Below are 503 nucleotides of genomic sequence, written 5' to 3' on the forward strand. Positions count from 1 at the left end.
TATGCAGAATATCAACCGGTTTCGGAGCCTTTCTCAGCTGATAAAGGAACGCTTGAATACTGGCTTGCTGAAAGGTACCGTTTGTACACCACGCATAAAAACGAGCTCTATTATGAAGATATCCACCATTCAGAGTGGCAGCTGCAGCAGGCTGAAGCTGATATTTTTCCGGGTCCGCTCACAAGCGCAAACGATCTCACACTCCCAGACACCGCGCCCCTTCTTCATTATGCAAAAAGGCAGCACGTCTTATTTTGGCCGCTGAAAAAGTGGGAAAGTGAAGAAACATAAAAAAGGAAGAGCTAAAAACGCTCTTCCTTCAACCTGTTTAAGCCGGTTTTGAAATTTCGCTTAAAGCTTCTCCCGCTTTCTCATCCGCATGTGAGACGGAGAGATCCCCCAAAGCAACGATTCCGACAAGACGGTCATCTTCAACAATCGGCAGCCTGCGAATTTGGTGTTCCGCCATCAGATCACCAGCCTCTTCAGCAGACATATCCGGG

At 47.7% G+C, this 503-nt stretch carries 2 protein-coding genes; one reads left to right on the forward strand and one right to left on the reverse strand.

Going from position 1 to position 503, the window contains the following annotated elements; all coding sequences use genetic code 11:
- Nucleotides 1-291: DUF2071 domain-containing protein (locus ACWHAR_RS32600; RefSeq protein WP_452089116.1), on the forward strand; the 291-nt coding region annotated here is incomplete at its 5' end.
- A 37-nt stretch (nt 292-328) separates the two neighbouring features.
- Here the strand turns inward: ACWHAR_RS32600 and ACWHAR_RS32605 are convergent.
- On the reverse strand, nt 329-503 hold a 175-nt coding region (locus tag ACWHAR_RS32605; RefSeq protein WP_452089117.1), incomplete at its 5' end, for a CBS domain-containing protein.

This window comes from Bacillus sp. LR--39, from assembly GCF_053613335.1.